We start from the raw sequence: 21,254 nt of genomic DNA, 5'->3' as shown, positions 1-21,254 counted from the left end.
AGCAATTAAAAGTTAACTTGTACACCAAATGAATAAATCTTGTTTTGCGGATACTGTACCAGATCACCATTTCCATAGCGCTCAGGATCCAGGCCCTTAAATTTGGTTGCAGTAAAGAGGTTATCACCCGAAAAATAAACCCGCAGACGGTCAATTTTATATTTTTTTAATAGCCCGTCAGGTAAAGTATATCCTAACACAAGATTTTTCAGTCTGAAGTATGAAGCATCCTGTATAAAATAGCTGGAAGCCCGGCTGAATTTCTCCGGAGCACTCCAACCCCAATAAATACGAGGCATCGTTGTCGAAGGATTTTCAGGAGTCCAACGGTCTAACCAATCTTTTGTCGGTGGGCTACCTTGTACAAATGGAGTTACACCCCAGCCCGAAACATAGGATTTGACACCATATACCCCTTGCAATAGGGCCGAAAAGTCAAAGCCTTTAAAACTTGCGCTTAGATTAAAACTATAGTTGAGCTTTGGATCTACACCAGCAATAATTGTTCTGTCGTTCGCATCTATTTTTCCATCACCATTGACATCCCGATACTTGAGATCTCCAGGTAGGGTATTATCGTTAAACTGCTTAGGCGAACCAGCGACTTCTTGTTCCGATTGGAATATACCCATGACTTCGTAGGTATAAAAGCTGTCCATCGCATAGCCGTTTTTCTTGATTGTATAGCCCCCGATTTCCGGCTCACCAAATTTCACCAGCTTGTTTTTGAAACGATCGAGGTTTGCACCTAGCTGATAGCGTAGACCTTCCATTGCTCCTGTAGTAACTTGATTGCGATAAGTAATTCCCAATTCAACACCCTTATTTTCAACAATACCGTCATTGATATTTGGGGCACCCAACCCGACAATTGCAGTAATTTGCGACGGGCGTAGAATGTCTGTTGTTCGCTTTTTATACCAGTCGAAAGTAATATCCAAATTTTTGAACAGACTTAAATCTACCCCAACATCTGTCATGGTCGTTGTTTCCCATTTGATCAATGGGTTGGTCAGCCTTTGCTGTGCAACTCCAGATTGCAGGCTATTGTTATCAAAAGAATAATTACCTGTAAGTCCCAATACAGGTTGGTATGGATAATTCAAAGCGTAGCCATTTACATCAACTACATTCTGGTTTCCCAACTGTCCCCAGGATCCACGGATCTTCAAATTATCCAGCCAACCGGAACCGAATTCCTTGACAAAAGATTCTTCAGAGACACGCCAGCCCGCGGAGAAAGAAGGAAACGCTGCCCAACGGTTTTTACCGTAAAACTTCGAACTACCGTCGTAACGCATATTGGCTTCCAGGAGGTATTTTCCCTGATAATCATAGTTCAATCGGCCAAAATAGGAAATCAGTGCCCATTGGTTGGCTGTTCCATTTGCCCGTTGAATATCCGATCCACCTGCATTTAACTCCGTTAAGGTATCATCGACAAAATTCTGTCTGAAGCCCTGAAGGTAGGTATACTTACTTTTTTCAATACTATACCCGACCTGAGCTTTGAGGTGATGCTCGCCAAACTCGCGATCATAGTTCAGGTAAGTAAATAAATTGGTGTATATGGTTTGCTGATCCTGATCCGTAAGGCCCTTTCCAAGATCCAATGTTGTTCCCAGCGTACCCGTATGGTAATAATATTCATCCAAAGTCGATTTATAATCCTTGTACTTGTCCATATTGAAATTGTAGGCACCTTTGGTATACCAGGAAAGACCTTTAAACAGCTGAACCTCCATCCAGGCCTGTAGATTGGCAGCATAGTCATCGGTATTGTACGTAAATTTCCGGTCCAATACGGCCATTGGGTTTTTGTTGTTGTATTCCCAGTCGTAAGCTTTGTAAGTATAACGCCCGCTACCATCCGGCAAAAATGGACCATAGCTTGGTGCCTGTGACATGGCTGACAGGAACAGGTCTTTGGATCCCCCTGGAATAGATTCGGTATGTCCTGTCTTGAGCAAGATATTTGTTCCGAATTTAATACCTTCCGAGATTTTGGTCGTCAGGTTGAGTCGGGCGGAATAACGGTCGTAGTTAAAACCTTTGATCATTCCGTCCTGATTGACGTAGCCCAAGCCAACATTAAAGGTTGTCTTCTCGTTTCCGCCTTGGATACCGAGATTGTGGGTATAGGTCGGTTTAGTTTGGAAAATAAGCCCCAACCAGTCCGTATTTGGATATTTAACAGGATCATTGCTATTGCGATAGGCAGCGATCACGTCAGCTGGATATAGGCCATCGTTGAGATTGGAATTCTTGCGCGCTTCGTTGTACAGTTCCATATACTGTGCCGAATTGGTGATCAGATCAAACATTTTCGTGGGTTTATAGATCCCCACATTACCGTCATACTGAACAGTTGTCTTTCCAGATTTCCCCTGTTTCGTCGTGATCAGAATAACACCATTGGCTGCACGCGAACCATAGATCGCTGCGGAGGCTGCATCTTTCAGCACACTGACATTTTCGATATCATTGGGATTGACATCGGAGAATTTCCCCTGTACTCCGTCAATAAGTACCAATGGATCCGATCCGGCGCCACTAAAAGTTCCCTTACCACGAATACGGATTGACACGCCTTCATTGCCGGGTTCACCCGATCCTTGGTTGATCTGAACACCGGGTATTTTCCCCTGTAGCATGGATGCTGTATTGACAACTGGACGTTTTACCATATCGCTACCAGTAACTGTAGCTACTGCGCCGGTTAGATTCACTTTCTTTTGTGTACCGTAACCGACCACAACGACCTCTTCCAAACTCGATGAAGCGTCATTCAGCTGCACATTCACGGTTCCCTCATTGGCAGCAACAGACATTTCCCTAGTTTCAAATCCCAGCGAAGAGAAAGTCAGTACGACAATCCCGTCTCCCAGCTTGAGTTCGAATTGTCCCTGCTGATCCGTTTGTGTTTCCTGCGTTGTATTTTTGACCCGCACAGTCACGCCCGGAATAGGCCGGCCCGTATTGTCCAACACTTTTCCATTTAGCGTATGCTGTTGACGGGTCGCAATGTCCCTGACTGCAATAGTCGCCTTTTCTGTTGGGACAAAACGACAATCTGTAGTCCTTAGCGATGCTGATGAGGCCGTGTAGGGTGCAGCAATCGAAAGACAGAGCGCCATTATACTGGTCTCAGGACTGAAGGACAGGCCCTTGATCAAAGGCCATTGTCTTGTCTTTTCTGTTTTCATATTTACTTTTTTGTTTATAAGGTGCTTTTATCTTGAAATTTTTGGCACAAAGCATCCCCTATCATGCAAAAAATTGCATGATCCAATTCTGTTGAGGACGCTATGTTTTGTTATTTTTCTTTTGTACGATAGGCGATCCAGTTATGATCTATACATACTTGAAGTTGTTGTGATTTAGGTGAATAAATCTGATAGTTCAGTATCTTACCATCTTTCCATTCCATATCTAATGTGTGATTTCCCTTGATGCGCATGCCCCCCACCCGGCCTTCTTTTTTCCAGGCTTCAGGGACCGCCGGCAGGAGATACACGCTGTCTTTATGCGACTGCACCAGCATCTCGGCAATTCCCGCTGCTCCACCAAAATTACCATCGATCTGAAAAGGAGGTCCTGCTGTCAGCAGGTTGGCGTAAACCCCACCACCGGCGCCATAATTGATATGTGTATCAACACGTGGTGTCATCAGCTGCCGGAATAATTTATACGCCCGTTCGCCTTCATGCAGCCTCGTCCAGAATAGGAGTTTATGGGCAATGGCCCAGCTCGGTCCATCATCCCCCCGCACGTCTAGACTTTTTTTAGCGGCAAGCTGCCAGTCTGGATGTTCATCATAACGGATCAGATAGCCCGGATACAAGCCGTACAGATGCGAGATATGCCGATGCTGTGGATCCACCTCTTCATAATCTTCGATCCATTCCATGATGCGGCCATCTTTGGCTAGCTGCACCACGGGTGCTAAACGTTTCAGTTGCGCCGCAACCTGCGTTAGAAAAGGATCCGATTGTTTGTCCAATAATCCCGCTGCATGGATGATATTTTCAAATAATTCACGTACAATCTGATTATCAATCGTGGGCCCCATGGTCACATTTGCCTGATGTCCATTGGGGAGTTTGAAAGAATTTTCGGGAGATACGGAGGGTGAAGTCAACAACCAACCCTTAGCCGGGTATTCAGTCAGGGCACTGGAATAAAACTGTGCTGCACCATAGAGGATAGGATATATCCGCCGTAGATAATCCACATCTTCGGTATAGAGGTAATGCTCCCAGAGGTTATTGCAGAGCCAACCGGAACCTGCATTAGCAATGCCCCAGGAGGCAGACTCTCCCGGCTCGGTATAGCCCCATACATTGGTGATCACATGAGCCACCCAGCCCGGTGCGTTATAGTACGCTTTCGCGGTCTTTGCCCCTGGGACCATAAGGCCTTCCACAAGACCCACCAAGGGTTCATTGAGTTCGCCCAGATTGGCCGCCCCGAGGTGCCAATGGTTCATCTGCACATTGATATCCAGGTGGTAGTCCCCATTCCAGGGCGTCTGAATCTGGTTTGCCCATAGCCCTTGTAAATTCGGAGGCAGCAGGCCTAAACGCGTACTGCTGATACTAAGGTAACGACCATACTGATAAAATAAGGCAGCCAGCCCTGGATCCTGATCCGGTTCTTTACCGAAAGCCACCAAACGCTGGTCGGTCGGTAAGTCATCTTTCGACTGCCCCAATCGGAGCGACAAACGGTTGAACTTTGCCAAATAGTTTTGCAGATGTTCAGCATACTGCTGGCTATAGGATTTTTTCAAAGCCTTTGCTAGCGTTTCAGCTGTCGTACGCTCAAAATCCTTACCTTTAAAATCAGTGTCTGTCGCCACGTAAATCAGCACTTCGTCAGCCTGTTGAATAACAATAGATTGTCCTTTTACAAGCTGTTTCCCCCCTATAATCTTCGCGCTGACACGTGTTTTAAACTGCATTCCTTTACCGTCTACACCATTGTCCAATTGTCCTACCAAAACAAGCTCGCCATCCTCGGTTTTGGCAGTTGCCCTTTCAGGACGGTCAATCTTGATTTCCAGGCTTAGCTGCCCTTTTTTGCTACTCTGGAGGCGAATAACGCCCACATCATCGGCAAAGCTTGTCCAATATTCACGACTATAATTAACGCCTTTGAGCTCATAGCTTGTCTTTGCCATGGCCTTATCAAGATCCAGTTCCCGGCGATAGTTTTGTACTGTAGTGCCATCTGTTTGTCCATCAAATGCAAGCATTAGATTGCCCAGGACTTGATAGCAGCCCCATTGCTTGCCGCCCGATCCGGGACCTTTGCAGATAAAATGCTGGTCAATCAATCGCTGTGCAAGGTCGCTTTTCCCGTTTTTGATCAGATTTCGAATACTATCCAAATACCTGCTGGCCTCATAATTATTGGCATCCTGGGGGCTTCCCGACCATAGTGTGATATCATTGAGTACAATATGGTCATTCTTCAATCCACCATCGGGCATCATGCCAATTTTTCCATTGCCCAGGGGTAAGGTCTCTTCCCATTGTTTTGCCGGCTGCCGATACCAAAGTTTGCCCCCCTGCACTTGCCCAAATAAGTTGCCCGAAAAAAAGAAAACCACAAGCGTGCAGAGTAACTTACCTTTCCGACTGTTTATTTTTGATGATCTATTCATGTGGTTTTAGTTTTTTGTCCAGTCATCGGTTCGGAAGGGAGAACCGGGTATCCCGGCTTCGTTGTATAAAGTCAGGTCCGGGTTATCGGCCCAGCCGTAACGCACGGCGACAGGCGACGGTACTTCTTTGGTAGATACGATCAGCTTATTTCCGACCTGTTTGACTTCTGCGGAATAAAAGACCTGATCGGCACCAGCAATTGTGAAACTACCGTTGCGTTTATCCGCTCCTTTCAGCACAAGCTTTTTGCCCATGGGGTTGAAGCTGAGTTGCATTGCTGTTCCCTTTGTCGTCCAATGCTCGAGAACAGGCCCAGAATAAGGAATCTTCTTGCCATAGAGCTGAGCAGTCGCAATCCAGCCAAGCCTTCTACCGACATCCTGTTTATTTTTCGGATGGATATCCGCTGCATCGCCAATATCAGCAATGACCGCCATATCCGTGTAAGGTAGTTTGAGCGTTTGGCGCTGTGCCTCCCGCAATCTCGCCCAAGAAGAAGGCTGCGGTGTTAAACTTTTCGCCTTAAAGTTGGCCAGTTGCACAAAATAAAAAGGCATCTTATCATTGTTCCATTGCTGGCGCCAGTCCTGAATCAGTGCGGGCAGCAGTTGCTGGTAGGGGACGTCTTTTGAATCCGCGTTACTTTCTCCCTGGTACCAAATGGCGCCTTTTATTTTAAAATCCACAAAAGGCTTAACCATGGCATTGTAGAGCACAGTAGGCCTATTAGGGCCTTCCATGGCATTCGGTTTTGTGGGCAGTTTCGCCAGATCATAACCCACTTTGCATTTCCAGTTTCCAACGAGAGATAGCTGTTCGCCATTTGGGCCTTCCAGTCGCGGCTGTTCTGTACCGCCATATATTCCGCCATCGCCAGCTCCATCAAATACACGAACCGCAATATGCAACTGGCTGCCATTGTTGGCCGCTGCAGGAACAGTATATTTCCGAATCTGGTCGTAACCGACAGTCTCGCCCACCTCTGTACCATTGACATAGGTAATATCGTTGTCATCAATCGCTCCCAAAATCAACTTGAGGGGTTTGCCTTGCCAATGTGCCGGTAACGCAACGTCTTTGCCAAAATAAACGACACCATCCATTCCCGGAAACAGGTTCTTGTCAAAAAAACTCGGAATTGTGATCGTAGACCAGCTGCTTTTATCCAGTTGTGGCGCAAACCACTCGCCCTCCGTTGCTGTTTTCACCTGATCCTGCTGTTCGGCGACGCGATTCCATTCGGCCAGCTCTTTCGCATAGATTTCCTGCGCCTCCGGGCGCTGGATTTTATCAATGGCTGCTGTATAGGTTGAAAAAGGTGTAAGTGCCTCCCGGCTCATCCAGGCTTCAATGATTGTTCCGCCCCAGGAGGAATGGATCAGGCCAATGGGAATGCCTGTTTTCTCGTAGATCTCACGTGCAAAAAAGTAGGCCGTAGCCGAAAACTCCGGAATACTTTCTGGTGTCACCGGATTCCATCCACCGGACTCCACCTTCACTGCTGTGGTAGGTTGATTGGCCGTTGCTTTTGGAATCTGTAAAATACGAATATTGGGAAAGTTGGCTGCTTTGATTTCCTGCTCAAAGTTATTGATCTTACCCCAGCCCGCCAGGGGCATTTCCATATTTGACTGTCCTGAACAAAACCATACTTCACCGATCAGAATATTATTTAGGATCAATTGATCCCCATCGTTGATTGTAATTTGGTAGGGTCCACCGTATTTCGGCGTCTCCAGATAGACTTGCCAGCCTCCCTGCTGATCGACCTTAACCTGATAGCTCTTGTTGTTCCAGCTGGTATTTACGCTAAGTTCCTTGCCTATTGCGGTACTCGTTCCCCAGATCTTGACCTTTTCTTTCTGCTGCAGCACCATATTGTCGCCAATAAAAGCCGGCAACTGTACTTTGGCCTGTAGGGCAGAAAATCCACTGGCAAGGCTGAGTAGCAGGGCCAACAAAGTCCGTTTATACTTTTTAGGTTTTATCATGATTTTTGAGTTTGTTGCTCAATTGGGTTTATACATTTGGCGCATCCGAAGTCCTGACTGTTGGAGTCGGAGCTTCGGATGTGCCACAGTTATTTTTTAGCGTGCCGATATTTTTAGTAAAACACTGGGACGGTTGCTATTCAGGTCTGGATTTACGCCAACTTTCATCAGGTAGTCGCCCGAAAAGGTTTGTCCCTGGCCTAAGCTCGACTTGGTTCCCGGATACAAGTTGATCTCCTCCACCCGGTATTGCTTTTGCGCATCCAGTCCTTTTAAACGGACGGGATCGGTTGTTCCGATACCATAGCGGTTATTGACCAGGTAGTTGAAGATGACAGCCTCGGTTTTTTGGCTATTCACGTAGCTGAGGGCGGCAAAGTCACCTTCACGTGGATCGGCCAAACGATACTGCTCCCCATGCCAGATTGTTGCTTTAAGTGCGTCATAATTCTTTACCGCTTGCTGGCAGAATAACAGATCCTGTTCTTTCAGGTGGCTCACCACAATATCAAAACCCAGTTTGCCCATCATAGCTACATCCGTGCGGAATTTGAGGGACTGTTTTCCCCAGTCTGTCACATGGTTTGAAGTGCTGATTGCCGGGAAAAAGTACGAATACTCGTACTGCATAAAAATACGCTCCAAAGGGTCTGTATTGTCCGAAGGCCAAAATTCGGTAAAGTACCGAAGTGCCGCATAGTCCACACGACCACCCCCGCCTGAACATAACATCATCGGCACTTTCGGATATTTCGAACGTATACGTTCAAGGACTTTATACAGTCCTTCCACATACGAGATATAGAATGCCCCCTGATCCTTTAAAAATGCAGAATGCGCATTGTAAATAACCGCATTGCAGTCCCATTTGATATATGCCAAAGATGGATTCTTGGTAAAAAGATCATCCAGTATATTAAAAACAAAATCCTGCACCTTGGGGTTTGTCAGATCCAGGATCAACTGATTACGGAAGTAATGTTCTTCACGCTGTGGCTGTTTGACGACCCAATCCGGATGTTGTTCGTAGAGTTCGGATTTGGGGCTAACCATTTCGGGTTCTACCCAGATACCGAATTTAACGCCCTGCTTGGTCGCTTCTTCCACGAGTGTCGCGATACCATTGGGCAGTTTTGTCCGGTTCGGTTGCCAGTCTCCCAGACTGGAGTGATCGCTGTTACGCGGATATTTATTTCCAAACCAGCCGTCATCCAATAAAAATAGGTCTACCCCTAGTTTTTTGGTATCCTGGAGCAAACCTTTTAATTTTTGTTCATTAAAATCAAAATAAGTCGCCTCCCAATTATTGAGTAAAGTCAAGCGTTCGCCATTTCCATCCAGCAACTGATATTTTCGGGCCCAATTGTGCAGATTTCGGGAGGCGGTGCCTTTTCCCTTCGTCGACAAGGTATAGATCAATTTGGGCGTTATAAACGCTTGATTGCTGGCCAATTTCACATGGGAAGCATAGTTATTTATGCCGGCAATGATACGTAGGTTATTGAGGTAATCCACTTCAAAATCCACCTTAAAATTTCCACTATACCCCAGGCTTGCCATCAGGACCGTTCCTTCATCTTCGGATGCCGCCTTGCCCAATGACACCATAAAAGAAGGTGGTTGAAATAAGTTTGCGCGTGTTCCGAGTTTACTGTCCAACACTTTGATACCGTGTGTCAGTGGAGTCTCCTCCACTTGCATTTCTTTTGCCCAGTCGCCATGGTACTGCCGTAGCCAATACGCGTTGGAGCGCAGAGTCAGGTTGGCCGAAGCAAATTTTTCCAGCGTGACGATTTTCTTTTCCTTATTTTGGATGGTTGCCCACTGCTCAATGACGTCCTCATTCAAAAACGATTTGTAGTGTAAAACGACATAAATATCGTATACCGGATCTTTTAGGGTGATATCAAGCTGTTCGACATTGGCATCCAGGTTTTTCACCTCATGCTTTTCATAGCGCAGGTCCAGGGAGCGGTTGCCATCGGCATGAACGACACTGATGGCGGGTTCCAGTAGGTTTTTTGAACCTGAGGGGGTATACGCCGCGTCGGAGAGGCCACTATAATCTGTCAATTGTCTATAACCGCTTGCCATGGCCGAGTACTCTTTAGCATCATTCAATTTTTCACCGTAATAGCGCATTTTCAGTGTTTTCGTGGAATCGTACTCCAACACTAGGGCATTCGATCTGGTTTCAATAGGAATCTGTTTGGACTGCGCCTGTGTCTCCAGATGCACAAGCCCCTGGGTCATCAAAAGCCCGAGTACAACATGTTTAAAGTGATGGGTTGGCATATATCAATAGATTTAGGATTTGTTAATGAACTTGACTATTTTGTTTGCTTTCAATTGAATCTTATAAAGGTATTTACCGTTGATTTCCTGCTCTGGGCTTAGACCTGCCAATGGCGAAGGGCTCAATACCTGAATCGTTTGATCTTGCGGCGATGAAAGAATAAGCTGCCTAATGCTGCTGTTGTTCCATTCCATCTTTTCAATGTGTACATTGCCCCGGGCTTTGAGTCCTTTGACTGTTCCGGCCGACCAGCGATCAGGCAGAGCAGGAAGTAATTCCAGTACATCCGTTTGCGACTGCAGCAACATTTCACTCACCGCAGCAACATAACCCAAGTTGCCATCAATCTGAAAGGGTGGATGCGCGCAGAGCAAGTTGGCGTAAACGCCACCGCCATTGTTGTAATCAATACCATCGCCGCCAACGAGGTTAATGAAATTAGTCAAGATTTTATAGGCGTGATTCCCATCCTGCAAGCGGGCCCAAAAAGCCACCTTCCAGGCCATAGACCAACCGGTAGATTCATCACCACGCGCGGTCAGCGTAACTCGTGCAGCTTTGGCCAATTCCGGTGTTTTTAAAACAGAGAATTGGTTACCGGGATACAGACCAAACAGATGCGAGACATGGCGATGCTTGTCCTGTGGATCATCACGATCCGTTTCCCACTCCTGCAACTGTCCCCATTTACCGATTTTAGGTTTGAGCAGCGCATCGCGAAGTGCCGTGATATGTTTACGGTAATCGGTGTCCATATTTAAAATTGTGCTCGCCTGGATGTAGTTGTTAAAGAGATCGTAAATAATCTGATGGTCATAGCTCACGGCATCCTCTGTGGGGCCATGTTCCGGCGACCAGCCCTTCGGCGCCACCACAGTTCCGTCTGCTCTTCGCAGCAGACGATCATCCCAAAACTCACTTATTTCTTTTAAAATCGGGTATGCAAATTCGCGTAGATATTTCTTGTCCCTGTTAAAGGCATAATGCTCCCACAGTGCCTGTGCATACCAGGCACTTCCGGGGGTGTTCCAAAGAAAGCTCTCGCCACCGAAGATATTATTTTCGGTCTTTACGGTCCAGCCCCTTACGCCCGGAAATTCCTTCTGTGTATTTATTTTTTTCACGGCACGCATGCTATTGATATAATCGAGGTATGGCCAGGCCGATTCAGGTAGATTAGCGACTTCTGCAGGCCAATAGTTCATCTGTACATTGATATTGGAATGGTAATCTGAGCGCCATGGTGGATTGTTACTGTTGTTCCAGAGGCCCTGCAGGTTGGCAGGCAAACCGCCTTTCCGTGAGGAACTGATCAGCAGATAACGTCCATATTGGTATACCAATGCTTCCAGAGCCGGGATCGGCTGTTTTTTATAGGCTTCCAACAGCGCTTTTGTTGTTTGCTTGCTGTCCAGCTGGCTATGGTCAAGATCAAGCTCCACCCGGTTGAACAGCCCTGTATAATCTGCAACATGCCGTGCCAATAGCTTATTTACGCCATATTTCTCCGCTTGGTGCAGATAACGTTCATTGACCTTCATCGGTTCATCGGCCGACTTCCATTTGGTAGCCCGTGTATTGGCATAATCTGTTGCGGCACTCAGCAGCAAAACAATTCGATCGGCAGATTTTACGGTAAGAACAGCCTGTCCTTTTTCATCTGTCGTTTTGGAAAGTGAACCACCTACGACCTGCACACGTAGCTGCGCGGCATACCGCATACCATTGTCGAGCGTTCCCTGAAACCACAGATGACCATCTTCTACCTGCACCGCCTGCCCATGTGCATCCTGGAGTGCAATCTGGGCATTGAGTTTCCCTTTTTCACTGTTAGCATAGTCAAATACCATGACCTGATCGGGCCGACTCGCAAAATACCGACGGTTGATCTGCTGTCCATCCTGCTGATAGGCTATTTCATGCAGGCCCTTATCCAAATTCAATTTTCGGCTATATGCGGTAAAGGATTTATTAACGTCGGAGTCAAAGCGAAGAAAAAGATCACCAAAAGCCTGATAGGCACCTGTTTCCTGCTCATTACCTGTCCATAAGCTGTTTTCATTAAATTGAATATGTTCCTGATTTACCCCGGCGAAGATCATGGCGCCAATTCGTCCATTTCCGATGGGGTATGCTTCGGTCATCCAATCCGTTGCGGGCTTATTATCCCAGAGGTAATAGCGTTGTGCATACGATGTGGTCGAACAGAGGGGCAAGCATATAAAGATGAGGCATTTAATTTTTCTGTACATTAACATAGCAACTTATACAATTTATTGAGCGATGCCCAATGGTGAAAAAACAAAATAGATGACAATCATCAATAGGATGAGAAAGGTGCCGATCCGGTACCTTCCCTTCCAATAGGTACCTTTGTCCTGGCCCGAAAACTCAAATTGATACTCCGATAGATAGTCTGGCCGGCTCAATTTACTTCCCCCCCAGATGACCAGTGCCACAGCGATAAACAACAGCGCGAACAAGTGCAGATAGTGTAGCTCTGTCTTCCAGACAAACACCAGGATGAAATAGCTGAACATGTACAGGAACAGGCCGATTTGTGCCATCCTTGGCGTCACACGGCGTGATAGAATCCCCAAGATCATAATGGTGAAGATCGGCATATTGAACAGCCCCGATACGGTTTGCAGGTACGTATAAAACCCGTCGTGGGCAAAAAGGATAAAAGGTGCAATAAACATGGCCGAGATAGAGATGATCAATTCGAATAGCTTCCCTTTTTTAACCAATTCTCTTTCACTAAGCACTCTTTTCTTACGCTCTAGATAAGGTTTATAGATATTAAAAATAAATAAGCTGCCACAGCTCTGTAATCCAGCCGTATAGGTGGTCATCGCCGCGCCAAAAACCAATGCGAGCGAAAAGCCAATTAGGATATCCGGAAAGATCAGTACGATAAGTTTCGGAAAAACAGAAGCTGTCGGCTGTACCTGAGGCAATAGGTGGACTGCTAGAAGCCCAGGTAAATTAATCAGCAGTGGCATCAAGAGTTTTCCACCTGCAGCCAAAGTCATTCCCTTTTGCGCCTCCTTTAAGTTCCTGGCACTTAATGCCTGTTGTGCAATATAAGGTTCCATGCCCCAATAGTAAAAGTTGATCAACAGCATCCCGGTAAATAAGGTGGAGAATGGTACCGCATCCTGTTTGGATCCCACCGCGTTGAGGTGTTCCTTTTTATCATGAAATAGCTGGGTTACACCCGTCCATATATCGCCGTTGCCAAGCTGCCAAAACGCAAACAAAGGAATCAGCAGCGCCAGTAGAAACAGACAGAGGCCTAGGCCCATGTCGGACAAGGAAATCAGCTTCAATCCTCCCAATATACTGTATAAGCTCCCGATGATCCCCAGCGCCCAGACCAGTATCCAGATACTCTGCCAATAACTGATGTGCAGTAGTCCCGGCACGTCAAACATAGTCGCTAGACTTAGGGCACCACCGTATAATACCGGTGGCAATAGGTTAACGATGTACCCAGTCAGCACCAGTATAGAAACCATCATTTTTGTCTTGGGGTCAAACCTGAGGGCCAGAAAATCAGGTACGGTCCGAAAGCCATGTTTGAAATAAATGGGCAACAGAAATTCCGAAACCAGAAGCATGGCAAGTACAGAACTAACGCCCCAACCGATAACCGAGAGATTGTTGATATAGACTGATTCATTTTCACCAATAAACTGGTTGGCGCTCAGGTTGGTCAACAGCAAAGCCGAGCCAACCATCCAAAAACTATTGCTCTTTCCCGCAAGAAAGAAACCATTTAAGGTATTGGAATAGTTGATCTTGAACTTCCATAAGGACCACAAAGCAACCAGACCGGTAAAAAGACAAAAACTAAAAACTATCATCGTAAAAAACTTCTCTATTTTTATACAGAGTTGCGGTCTGCCAATGTCGTTGGCACCACTTCTTTAATTAATGTTCTTTCGAGCACAAACTTGGCGGCTTCCGATCCGATCCGTGCGAAACTTGTCGAAAAGGTGGTGATACCACCACTGATGATCTCTTTAATCACATCATCATTATGTGAGAGAATACCCAGATCCTGCCCCAAGGTCCAACCTTTTTGCAACACCTCCTTCAGCATCTGATAGAGCTCCGGATTATGAATGGTAAAATACAGTTTTCCCTTTTTTAGATCCCCCACATGGTATTGCTTTTCGATACGCCCTTTTACTTTATACTCCTTTAGGAAGCGTAAGAATGCATTTTTGATTTCATTGGGTTCGGCTGTATTTTCCCTAAAATAGAAGATCACTTCTTTATACTTTTTGACCTTTGGATAAAGCTCCTGAAACACAGCGTAGGTCGCCGCTTCAAATTCCTGCGCAACATAGGAATAGTCATCTCCAAGATCCATCAAACGATCAATAATCAATAATTTGGAAGCCGGAATGGAACGCAGTAACAGTTCCGAATCCTTATTTTCAATCGGAGCGACAATATATACGGTATATCGCCCTTGGATTCGATTGAAGATATCTTCAAAGGTTTCCATATTGTTGTGATGGAAAAAGAGGTCCACTGTCACTTCCTCTGGAAGATTGGCCCGCAATTCATTCACCAAGGTATCTTGAAAGGTATCGTATGCGTAGAGCAGCACCGCCACTTTTTGTTTCATTTGCGTATTATTGCTGACCACAAAATAACCCTTTCGATTTTTAGACTCCACCACCCCATGTGCAATCAGATCCCGGTAAGCCTTGGCAAATGTTTCGCGCGCATACCCTAAGTATTGGATCAGATTATTGACCGATGGCAAACTGGAATGCACCTCCAGTTCATTGGCATCAATAGCATCCAATACTCCCTGTACGATACATTCGTGTTTCGAGAGTGTATTCAACGCTTCCAATCGCTTAATTCGTTCGATCAATGCTTTAAAATGTTCTTCTTTGCTTATCTTCATATATTATTATTAACTAAAGAGCAATTTTAAATAATTTTGCTCCCGCTTGCTCAAAGGCAATGGATTTTTCAGCACTAAGTTCCGCTTCCGCTTTTTCAAACAGTTCCACCGCCTGATATTTTTTACCTACCACCAGGCCAATCTGTATAAAATCTATCTTTATTGCTGCCGGGGCCGTATTGTAATTAAATACGGCTACATACAGCTCTGTTCCCATCTTTTTGTAATAATACGTATTTGCCGCTTTGCCTTCGGCAAATCCTGCCGGACGGAAGCTTTTACCGTCGGCTATAATCTTTAAAATTTCAGGATCCTGCAGGTACTGATTCATTTTAGGTTGCCAGTTTTCTTTTTTCGATAAATCGTCGCCAAGGATAATGGTACCTGTTACCACACCTGAAAGCAATCTTGCCTTATTGACTTCAGGGCTTTCATCATGAAAGACAAGGTGGTCGGCATCGATAAAGTCGTAGAGATAGGTCTGCCACCAGCCGTAGCTCACACTATTTAAGGTATACTGTGTTTGGTCGATGGTTTTCCAGGCGTCGCAGGCTATTCTGCGCATGTGTGCAAATTGGGCTGTCGCCAAGGAAGGTGAAATTGCTGCGTAGATAAGCATCTTACCTTGCAACGCATCGACCAAATGCTTCATCCCTACCTCGTACGCCTGCATACCTGTTTGAATTTTCTTATCGTAGAAACCGGTGGATTCGATTGCTGCGTGAGAAAGAAAATCAACTTTGATCATACGGAAACCACAGTCGACTAATTTCCCCAAGATCACATCCATGCGCGCCAAAGTACCCGGATGTGTCGGATCCAAGGCCCGTCCACCATCCAAATTATGGTAGCCTTTTTGGGTTTTAGTCCACAGTTGACCAAAGGTAAATTGGCTTCCCTCCGCCTTGCGGTCGGGTCCACTTCCATGACCCCAGTCCGTAAAAGGAGCCCAATACACACCGGGTTTGAGGCCCAGCGAATCACAATAGCGAACAAATTGCTTCAGTTGTGTGTAGTCACCTGACATACCTCCGGGCGTCATATTATCCCAGAAAGAGTCAAGATCTATAAAAGCCTCACCATCTGCATTTCGGAAATAAGGAATATCTTTTGCAAAATAGTCTGCTGTACCTGCGGCATTCTGAAAATTGAGTTTTTCCTGTATCACACCCCAGCTGTTCCAGCCGACCGGTGTAGCTCCTTGCCAAGATTTCACATAAGCCGGCGATAGTTTCCGGTGGATTTTAGCATAGTTTTCAAGCCCAATGCGCCAATCCTTGTCATAAGATACGAGGTATTTTGGTGAGCGAATAACATCCCCCTTTATAGCCCCATGCGCCATGGAATCCCGTGTGATATTCACATCTGTAAATCCGGCCTGTGTTGCGAGGTGGGTATATTGTCCCGGGTCTCCTTTGATAGCAATACCCGATTTCCAAACAGATTGATCCAATGAACCAATCAACAGGCCTTTTCCACTGTCTCTATCGTATACAACACCGACCTCGGCGCTGCTCTTATTATTCATCGCGAGGACATTGTTTTCATAGGAAATAAACGTATCGTTATCAAAAGGAACAGCTAGCTGATACAAGGATTTTCCCAAGCTGGCAACTGAAGCATTTGACAAAATAGGCACAAGTTCGTTACTAGCTATATTTTTACCCCTGACTTCCAATTCAAGGATGACACCATCTATCGTGTCGTAGAAATAAAAATGCTGCAGCAACGCAATTCCTGTGGATGTTTTGGACGATACCGTATAGCGTTTTCCTTTCCCAAAATTATTCTTGATGAACATCTCGGTCACTTGGCGGCCATCCTTCAGTTTGTCCGTACTAACTTTTTGTCCATTGGCAAGCATCAGATAAGCACTTGCATCTTTTATATAAGTAATTTGATCTTTGCTTAGTGAATAGGTTCCAGTTTGCTTATTGTAAGTCAAAGTTATCCCATTTTTCTTAACCTGAAAAGGCTGTGCAGATAACATGAACGTAATGAGCATGAAACATAGCGCGAAAATAGCTGTCTTCATTCTGCTTAATATTATTGTAAATTGATTTGAAATCCGTTAATCTTCATATAATGGTCCGGTTGAAAATTGACCAGCATCCCCATATTCACGGTGACCTTTTCCTTGATTTCAAAATAAACCCCATCAGACTTGACATCCGCGTGGGCCATTGCCTGTTGAATCTGCTCAAGATCTGGAATGCCATTATTTGCCGTGCTGACGACAAGTCTTGCTGGCGGTTGATCATAATTTGTCCAGGATAAGTTACAAAAAAAACGATATTTACCGGGAAATAAGGTTACTTTTTGCTCTATTTTGCCGTTGACAATCGCCGGAGCGCCCCATCCGGCTTCAATATTAACCACACCGCCATCATCCGATCCGAAACCGCCGTATCCATTGTGGTTTTTCATACTATTATTGGTGATCCAGTGATCCAAATTTCCCCAACGGTTGCCGTCATAGGCTGTCGCTGTAAATGGATTCTTATAGTTTTTCAGGCACCAAACGGTGATATCGCCTTTTTTGACAGGTAGTTTACTAGGCTGTACCATAAAGGTGTCAATCGCATTGCTATCCGGCCTAAACACAGTCTGATAAGCGATCTCCTGATTGGGTAGATAGTCCAAAAGGTTAATTTTCTCATTCAATTCTTTAGTTTGCACGACTGTATCCGTTATTGCATTATCCTGATTTTTATAAGCAATACGCACCGCATAGAACCCCAAGCTTGGCGCTACATCTTGTAACGAAAGTTGGAGTTGCTGATCAACCATAAAATTTTGGTCCAATATTGTTCGTTGGAAAAGCCCCTCACGGTAACGGTCGCCATAAACGTTTCCGACAAGAAAGGTAGGAACAGAAAATCTGCCTTGCTGATCTATCGTACGGATTTCGAAATTCATGGGCCCTTCTGGTAGGTTTTCAATCACATAATGTACGGTATCAATAGCATCAGTCAATTTTACAGGAAACTTCATCGAGTCCTGTTTACTGTTCCAATACACGCGCAGCTCCGAAACTCCTGCATTCACCCGAAAGATGCCATCAACTTGTACGCGATATTTTCCCGAACGTATTTTGATGGAATCGAGCTTCGCAGGATACACAATTTCCTGCCCGTTGGTGAATTCGGTAAATTCATCCATTTTGGAACATGCACCAAATAAACAAGCGGCGAACAAGGCCAGTATGCATAGATATGTTCTCATCTCTTTTTCTTTTTAATAGTTAATAAACTCCCCACACTTGTACTTGAGCAATCTGGATAAAGTAACTACCACGCCAGTTGCGCAGATTGCGGATACGCAGATATTTGTATTTTGGTGCGTCTTCGGGCATGTCAAAAGACCAACCAGCGATTCCATATACTTCATCGGCATTGGTGTTTGTTCCGGCAGGAGTCCCCGAAGGTTTTCGCACGGTACAGGTGGCCAGTTTAGACCAAGATTCCCAGGAGCCGTCCAGATTTGGGCTATTGCTACCCCAAACTTCAAATTCACGCATGTTGCCCTTATCGTAAAAACCATTTTCTCTACGCGGGAAAATCACGACACGGCTTAATTTCGCTTCCTTTCCGATAGAAAAAGTCAAAGACTGCGGCGCACCTGCACTTTCAACCGTGTATAAGGCCGGCCACCGCGAGGGATTCATATTGCCGTCCCACATCATTTCCGAAGTTGTCCCGTACATATATTGGGCATCGCCCGGTAAATGCAAAGCCGAAAACTGTTGTCTTGGAAAAAGATTTTCTTCCAAAGGTGTCAGCGAGGTATATAAGGTATCCGATTTGTTTAACCATCGGTCGCGAACATAAAAGGCAAATTTCATTTCACGGGATTTCATTCCACGGATATTGTATAGGATCAGGGAATCCTGACTATAGTAATTGTCCAAGGGTAAATATTCTCCATTATTCAGCGAATCAACCATAGGGACGATCACTACATCGCCTTTTTCCCGATTGATCGAACTGATCCGGACGCCACCAAAGGTCGGTGCAATTTTTAGCTGTCCAAATACGAGATCAAAGATCGGTGTCTTTGGTTCTACAATAACGTCGACAGCATCTGATGCCACTTCAGCCTTACTGACGGCATACAGCTTAACTGTATGTTTTTGTGTATCTGGAAAACCATCAATTAAGATCTCATTTTTATAGGTCGATGATTTTACAACCCGTGTCTGTCCGTTGGCCATGACGTATTCAGCCTTCACATACAATACATTTTGACTGGACGGTAAACTATAATGTATCGTTGCCTGTCCGTAACCGTTGGTTACAGTTGTATTTTGTACAACACCCGGTTTCATTTGGTCATCTTCAAGCAGCGTCCATCCCCTTTCCTCTTTACAACCGGCCAATAGATAAAAAAGGCCGACCAGGATATAGCAATAGTTTAAATATTTTAGATTTTTCATGATTTTCTATTTTTAATAAGGAATTACCAGCCCGGGTTCTGCACTAAATTCGGATTGATCAAAAGATTATTTTCCCGTATCGGCCAAAAGTAATCTCTCGGTGCCACAAAACGTTGTTGAAAGAAAGTCTGTTCTTTATAGAAAAGTTCTGGATGATCTTTATCCTGGTTTCTATCCCAGCCAGTAATATTTTTATTCAGTTCCTGTGCTGCTAATTTCCAGCGTTTCAGATCCCATAAGCGTGATCCTTCAAAACTCATTTCAATATTTCGTTCCCGCTGGATAATGCCGCGCAAGCCTTCCTTGCTTGTCGGTTTAGCAGGATTAAGGGCATACTTTGACCAAGATTCTTTGATCCCTTCCAACCCAGCCCTTTTGCGAATTTTATCCAGGTATAAAAACACATCGGCGCTTGGCCCTTCGCTTTCGTTCAAAGCTTCGGCATACATCAGATACAGATCTGCCAGGCGCATCATCGGCCAAGGATATTCTTCAATATGTGAGCTGTTGCCATCCTTAAAAGCAAATTTCCAGTTCACCAATTTTTTTGGATAGTACGTGGTCACCGGAATAGAAAGTCCACTACCAAACAGTCCTAGGCGTAGCTGTGTGGTCCAGGTATTTTCATCACTACGGCTTGGACTATTTTCCATAAACCAGATACCACCGTCGAATCCGACATTTGCATAAAATCTATTTTCACGGTCAAAATGTACTCGCGCGGTCTGATAATTCTCAATAGTATTGAACCGTTCATCATAATTACCCGACCGAAGCTGATTCTTATTACTGAAATCCAAGGTTTTATCTTCGTCCATCGGCACGCCATTTCGGGTATAAAACTGATCGATAATTTTTAAAGAAGGCGCCAGGGTACCATGTACACTATTGTTACCCGCGTTGTTGGGATCTATATGTGCCATGGATGAATACTGCATCTGCCAAGCCCGTGAAGTCGGGTTTGCCCAGATAATTTCCTTGTTCCATTTTTCAGTCACAGCATTACGGATACTCATCTGAATCATTGTCGTATCGGAGAGTGGAAATACAGTGCCCGGAAATTGGTATAACCCCATTCCGAGATTTTCGCAGGCGGTAATCGCATCTTTCGCAGCACGAGCGGCCTTTTGCCATTTTTCCAGCTGGAAGCGCTGATTGAAAAACAGGGTACCATCGACATTTTTAAAGGTCGCATAATCCGTATTACCGTTGAATAGCGGGCTCGCGGCATACAGTAACACTTTTGCTTTAATCCCCAAGGCAATAGGCTTGGTAATACGGCCCAGATCCGTAACGGGCGACTGGACCGTATTAGGTAGTTTAGGAATTGCCTCGTCAAGAACCTTGACGATATAATCGACGACCTCATCAATAGGCTGACGTTTAACTTTTGCATCCTCGATGGAGGTATTAACAGATAAGTTGACATCCATGGTAGGAATAGGCCCGTAATGCCGCATCAACATAAAATGATAATATGCTTTTAGGAACATCACCTCCCCTTCCCAAGTGGTGCGTTCGTCCTGTGTCATATCCCGCACCTTTTCGGGGTTACGGATATTTTCCAGAAAAATATTACAGTCACGAATGGCATTAAACATATAGCCATCCCAATAGTTCACGTAAGGATTGGTGACGTTCTGATTTCCGCGGGCAATATTCCAATTTGTCCCATCGATACTGAGGGTTGGGTAGTCCAACCAGAACTCATCACCCGCGAGGTATGCCGGGTTTCTGGTTGGATCACCATCCGGGGGCAGGTAAGAGTAGCAGGTAGCCAGGTACTTTATCGCCTCGCTACGCATGGTAAATGCATTATCTATTGTCGCCACATTGTCCGGCACAACATCCAAATAGTTGCAGGATTGAAAGAATAATAGACCCGATGCAACCAGTAATTTAATTAATCTTAGATTTTTCATGATAAATTGCC

Annotated in this window: 11 protein-coding genes; all 11 read right to left on the bottom strand. The window is 45.3% G+C overall.

Annotation, left to right across the window (positions count from 1 at the left end; genetic code table 11):
- Positions 1 to 5: 5 nt before the first annotated feature.
- The 11 genes from HPC41_RS04305 to HPC41_RS04255 all read right to left on the bottom strand — a co-directional run bounded on the left by HPC41_RS04305 (position 6) and on the right by HPC41_RS04255 (position 21,243).
- Positions 6 to 3,206: a SusC/RagA family TonB-linked outer membrane protein gene (locus tag HPC41_RS04305; RefSeq protein ID WP_216660657.1), complete on the bottom strand. Its 3,201-nt coding sequence runs from the start codon at positions 3,204 to 3,206 to the stop codon at positions 6 to 8.
- Between the two features lie 110 nt (positions 3,207 to 3,316).
- A complete protein-coding gene (locus HPC41_RS04300; protein WP_172392742.1) occupies positions 3,317 to 5,668 on the bottom strand; it encodes a glycoside hydrolase family 95 protein in 2,352 nt (783 codons plus the stop codon).
- Between the two features lie 6 nt (positions 5,669 to 5,674).
- The gene (locus tag HPC41_RS04295) at positions 5,675 to 7,660 is read right to left on the bottom strand and encodes a sialate O-acetylesterase (protein WP_172392741.1); all 1,986 of its coding nucleotides are present in this window, start codon (positions 7,658 to 7,660) and stop codon (positions 5,675 to 5,677) included.
- Positions 7,661 to 7,756: 96 nt separating this feature from the next.
- Entirely contained in the window at positions 7,757 to 9,955 is a 2,199-nt protein-coding gene (locus tag HPC41_RS04290; RefSeq protein WP_172392740.1) for an alpha-galactosidase, read from the bottom strand.
- A 12-nt stretch (positions 9,956 to 9,967) separates the two neighbouring features.
- Entirely contained in the window at positions 9,968 to 12,208 is a 2,241-nt protein-coding gene (locus tag HPC41_RS04285) for a glycoside hydrolase family 95 protein (protein ID WP_172392739.1), read from the bottom strand.
- Positions 12,209 to 12,229: 21 nt separating this feature from the next.
- Complete coding sequence (locus HPC41_RS04280; protein ID WP_172392738.1) at positions 12,230 to 13,825, bottom strand: solute:sodium symporter family transporter; 1,596 nt, start codon at positions 13,823 to 13,825, stop codon at positions 12,230 to 12,232.
- Positions 13,826 to 13,845: 20 nt separating this feature from the next.
- Entirely contained in the window at positions 13,846 to 14,886 is a 1,041-nt protein-coding gene (locus tag HPC41_RS04275) for a GntR family transcriptional regulator (RefSeq protein ID WP_172392737.1), read from the bottom strand.
- Positions 14,887 to 14,899: 13 nt separating this feature from the next.
- Positions 14,900 to 16,921: an alpha-amylase family protein gene (locus HPC41_RS04270; RefSeq protein WP_172392736.1), complete on the bottom strand. Its 2,022-nt coding sequence runs from the start codon at positions 16,919 to 16,921 to the stop codon at positions 14,900 to 14,902.
- An 11-nt stretch (positions 16,922 to 16,932) separates the two neighbouring features.
- Positions 16,933 to 18,111, bottom strand: a complete 1,179-nt coding sequence (locus HPC41_RS04265; RefSeq protein ID WP_172392735.1) for a DUF4998 domain-containing protein — start codon at positions 18,109 to 18,111, stop codon at positions 16,933 to 16,935.
- A gap of 19 nt (positions 18,112 to 18,130) precedes the next feature.
- Positions 18,131 to 19,321 carry a DUF5000 domain-containing lipoprotein gene (locus tag HPC41_RS04260; RefSeq protein ID WP_172392734.1) on the bottom strand — a complete coding sequence of 397 codons (1,191 nt, stop codon included), beginning with the start codon at positions 19,319 to 19,321 and terminating at the stop codon, positions 18,131 to 18,133.
- Positions 19,322 to 19,344: 23 nt separating this feature from the next.
- A complete protein-coding gene (locus HPC41_RS04255) occupies positions 19,345 to 21,243 on the bottom strand; it encodes a RagB/SusD family nutrient uptake outer membrane protein (RefSeq protein WP_172392733.1) in 1,899 nt (632 codons plus the stop codon).
- Positions 21,244 to 21,254: the final 11 nt, after the last annotated feature.

The organism is Sphingobacterium prati, from assembly GCF_013167215.1.
GTDB classification, from domain to species: Bacteria; Bacteroidota; Bacteroidia; order Sphingobacteriales; family Sphingobacteriaceae; genus Sphingobacterium; species Sphingobacterium prati.
The sequence above is the reverse complement of the archived record's forward strand: the minus strand, read 5'-3'. Positions and strand labels throughout refer to the sequence as shown.